The organism is Micromonospora sp. MH33 (genome assembly GCF_003013775.1).
GTDB lineage: Bacteria > Actinomycetota > Actinomycetes > Mycobacteriales > Micromonosporaceae > Micromonospora > Micromonospora fulviviridis.
Genome location: NZ_MUYZ01000428.1, coordinates 1 through 4,049, shown reverse-complemented (window position 1 = coordinate 4,049; position 4,049 = coordinate 1). Strand labels below are relative to the sequence as shown.

General features: G+C 70.8%; 1 protein-coding gene. It reads right to left on the bottom strand.

What is annotated here, in order from left to right; genetic code table 11:
• Positions 1-3,463 (bottom strand): WD40 repeat domain-containing protein (locus tag B0E53_RS33770; RefSeq protein ID WP_210406322.1); only part of this gene is annotated, 3,463 nt, incomplete at its 3' end.
• Between the last annotated feature and the right edge of the window lie 586 nt (positions 3,464-4,049).

Sequence of the window (4,049 nt, the reverse complement as noted above, 5' to 3'; positions counted from 1 at the left end):
ACACACAGTTCGTGTCGTAACCCCGCCCCCGCAAAACCGGATCGCCACCACGAACCGCATTCACCCCACCCAGCCACGGGAACCGGGCCGACACCTCATCCTCCGACAACTGACTCGGCAGCAGCACGTCACCACGTCCCGCCTCACCAGCCACATCCGCCGAAGAATCCGACCCGCCCGCGTCGGAGTCGTTCCCCCCATCAACCGGCCCATCCGGCACGCCGGGCAACCCCACCGGCCCGCCAGCGCCACCGGACACGGACCACAAGTGCACCATCGAGTCCGCGTCGCCGCCGGCCATCCCCCACCGACCGGGCCCCGCCTGCCACGACGTCAGCGACAGCAACGGGGCGGGGGCCTCCACCGTCTCGAGCAACTCACCGTCGATGTTCCAGATCCGCACCGTCCCCTCCAGGCTGGCTGCGGCGATCATCCGACCCGTGCCCGCCTGCCACGACGTCACCGCCGTCACCGCGCTGTCGTGGCCCGTCAACCTCTGCCGCTTTACACCGCTGGCCGCGTCCCAGATCAGCACCAGCCCGTCCTTGCCGCCGGAGGCCACCAGCCGCTCCGACCCCGCCTGCCACGACGTCACCGCCGTCACCCCGTCGGTGTGGTCCTCGAACGTCACGAGCCGCTGACCGCTGGCCGCGTCCCAGATCCGCACCGTCCCGTCCTCGCTGGCGGAGGCCACCCGTGGGCCCGACTCCCCCTGCCACGACGTCACCGCCAACACTGCGCTCTCGTGGCCGTCCAACCTGCGCTCCACACCGCTGGCCACGTCCCAGATCAGCACCGACCCGTCCAGGCTGACGGAGGCCAGGAGACGGTCCGGCCCCGCCTGCCACGACGTCACCGCCGACACCGGGCTGTCGTGGCCCGCCAACCTCTGCCGCTTCACACCGCTGGCCGCGTCCCAGATCAGCACCAGCCCGTCATCGTCGCCGGAGGCCACCAGCCGCTCCGACCCCGCCTGCCACGACGTCACCGCCGACACCTCGTCGGTGTGGCCGCCCTCGAACATCACGAGCCGCTGACCGCTGGCCACGTCCCAGATCCGCACCGTCCCGTCCTCGCTGGCGGAGGCCACCCGTGGGCCCGACTCCCCCTGCCACGACGTCACCGCCCACACCGGGCCGTCGTGGCCGGTCAGCGGACCCCGCTCATCCGACACAACGGACACGCCAGCAGCGGCTCGCGCCTGTTCGAGGTGCCGGTCCAACTCCGCGGCCGCTGTCTCGGCCTGGCCGATCCGGTCCCCCAGCCCCCCAAGCTCACCCGCCGGCAACGATTCGACGTAGGCGTCCACGGTGCGCGACACAAGCGCACGCGCACGGCTCAGACCCTGCATCTCCTGGAGGTACCGGTCGGACACCCCCGCCAGGGCGGACCGCGCCGGGCTGTCGCCTCGACCGGGGGCGGTCATCCGCTGCGACTCCCGGTCAGCGGCGCCCATCCGCGTCGCATGGCCGACGGCAAGAGCCGCCCACCGCCGGATCAGATCCGCACGCACAGCGGTGACCTCGACGTCGGAAACGGACACCGCCTGCTCACCCGACCTGGCCGCACCGTCCCCGGCCCGCCCCGGCAGCGCCGCCGCCGGCAACGGCGAGACCTGCTCCTCCAACCACTGCCGCGCCAGGCCGAACGCGCTCACCGCGGAGAACAACTCCGCCCGCCACTGCTCGGACACATCCGGCACCCGCCCCACCACATCCACCCGGGGCACCGGCGGCGACACCCCAAGGGCCGCCCGCAGCTCGGAAACCGGCGCTACCGCGCCGTCCGCCGACCACAACAACGCCACGTCCTGGCCATGATCCGCCAGGAACCGGTCGAAGTCCGCCAATCCCAGATCCCGCACAGCGGACAGATCGACAATCCGCCGACCGTTTTCGCGCTGGCCCCCCTCCGGCAGGTACTCGCCGGGGTTTACAGGTCTGTTGGTCACCACCGGCTGGCCCGGTGCCGTGTAGAAGACCCAGGCACCCAGATACACCGCCCGCAACACCCCGTAGACGGCCTCCGGCACCCCCCCGTCCACCCGGACCGCCGACACCGGAGCCACCACCGTCTCCCACACCCGGTCGATCTCATCCTCGATCCGTTCCATCACCTCCTCGTCCACCACGTCGTCAGTCGTCACCAACGCCACCGCCAGCCGCCGGTTGCGCTCGTCGCCGATCCACCTCTCCAGCCGCAGATCAGGCCGATCCGTCCCCACCGGCAACGCGTCCTGACCCGTCCACCCGCGCGTGAGCCCGACCAGCCGTTCACCCAACGCCACCGACTGGTCAACCCGCTCACTGATCCGGGGCTGCCCGTCCACCCCCACCGCCGGATCACCCACCACGTCGGGAAGCGCCGCCCTCAACTCCCCGGCCCAACCGACCCGACCCGGAGCCGCCGCCCCCACCGCCGCCGCGATCCCCTCCACCTCGGCCAACACGCGGGTCCACCCGTCCGCCTCGACCAGATCCCGCGCCGCCCGAAGGCCCCCAACCGCCGGCTCACCGGTGGCCAGCTCACCCATCCGCACCGGCCACAGGTCATCCTCAGCCGCATGCGTCAACACCACCGTCGACGTCCACCCACCGAACCCGTGCACCACCACGTACACCGGCTCCCGCAACCCCGACGCCGCCGGCGGCAACGCACCATTCAGGACGACCTCGAGGATCGATGACAGGACCGCCCCGGGATGCATCGGACGCGGGCCCGGCACACCCACCACCAACACCCGCGCACCATCCGGCACCCACCCCACCGGCCCCACATTCGGCACCCTCGCCAGACTCTCCCCCAGAGCCGCCTCCAGAATCTCCTCCGCGAGCAACTCCGCCGGCCGCAACTGCGTCACCCGCAAACCACGCTCCGACGGCACTCTCGGAAGGAACACCCAATCCCGGAAATACGAGAACGCCCGCTGCCCCAACCGCGCCCAATCCCGATCAAAAGGCAGGAGATACGGCCCATGGATCACGGGCAACTGAGCATCCGCCCGACGTCGCCGATACTCAAGACCAGCTTCCTCGTTGATCGGATGCGCCTGGAACTCCCACAACAACGTCCCACCGGGGAACGTCTCCTGACCCGAGAAATCGACAGCGCGCAGACCCGGCGGAACAACCCCCGCCTCTGCCCCCGAATCCGCCACATACTGCCAACGGGCCGCCACCGCCCCCGACTGCTTGAACGCCGCCCGCAACTCCGCGACCTCGACCAACGTCTGTGACTCCAGCACAGGAACACCAGACGGGTCAGCACTGTACGGCGACAGCTCGACCACCGCCGCCTCCGGCACCTTCACGTCTGACCTCAGCCCACCGAAAAGCAAGCTCCCCACGAGATCCAGCACACCCTCAGGCCCACGGTCCTCGTACACCAACACCACCCGCGAGACCGCATCACCCGCAGGCCGATCCTGCCCCGTCCTCGCCGCCCACGCCTCGGCATCCGTCACCGCCTGCTCCCGCGCCACCACAGCAAGACGCTCTACGTCAACCCCAGCGCCCACACCGTCGGGATGCACCACCATCCACCCGTCACCCGGCACCACCGACCATCCCGCCGCCCCCGTAGCGTCACCAGAAGGCTGGGACAGACCGGTAGGGTCGCCAGCTATCTGGGACAGGTACGGCCCGAGCAAGCTCTCCACGTCCGGAACACCCAACGAGGACGCCGGCCTCGACGCGAACAACTCCTCCTCCGAATAGCGCGGAACACCCGCAGTCGCGTCGTCCCCCACACCCGACGGCGGCGCATACAAAGGACCGTGCGACTCCCCCACGTCCGGAACACCCAACGAGGACGCCGCCCTCGACGCGAACAACCTCTCCTCCGCATCGACATCCGAACCCACGGCAGGGGAATCGGACCCCGTCCGGGACTCCTCCTCCGGCGCCGTCCGGTCCATCCCGGCCAGGTCCGCATGCTCCGCAACGGTCACGGTCGCGGCGTCTGCCACCCCCGCCGGCGGACGCGGGACACCCACACCATCGGTGGTCGCCACGAACCGCAACCGACCAGGCTCCACCGGCCCCCGAGCC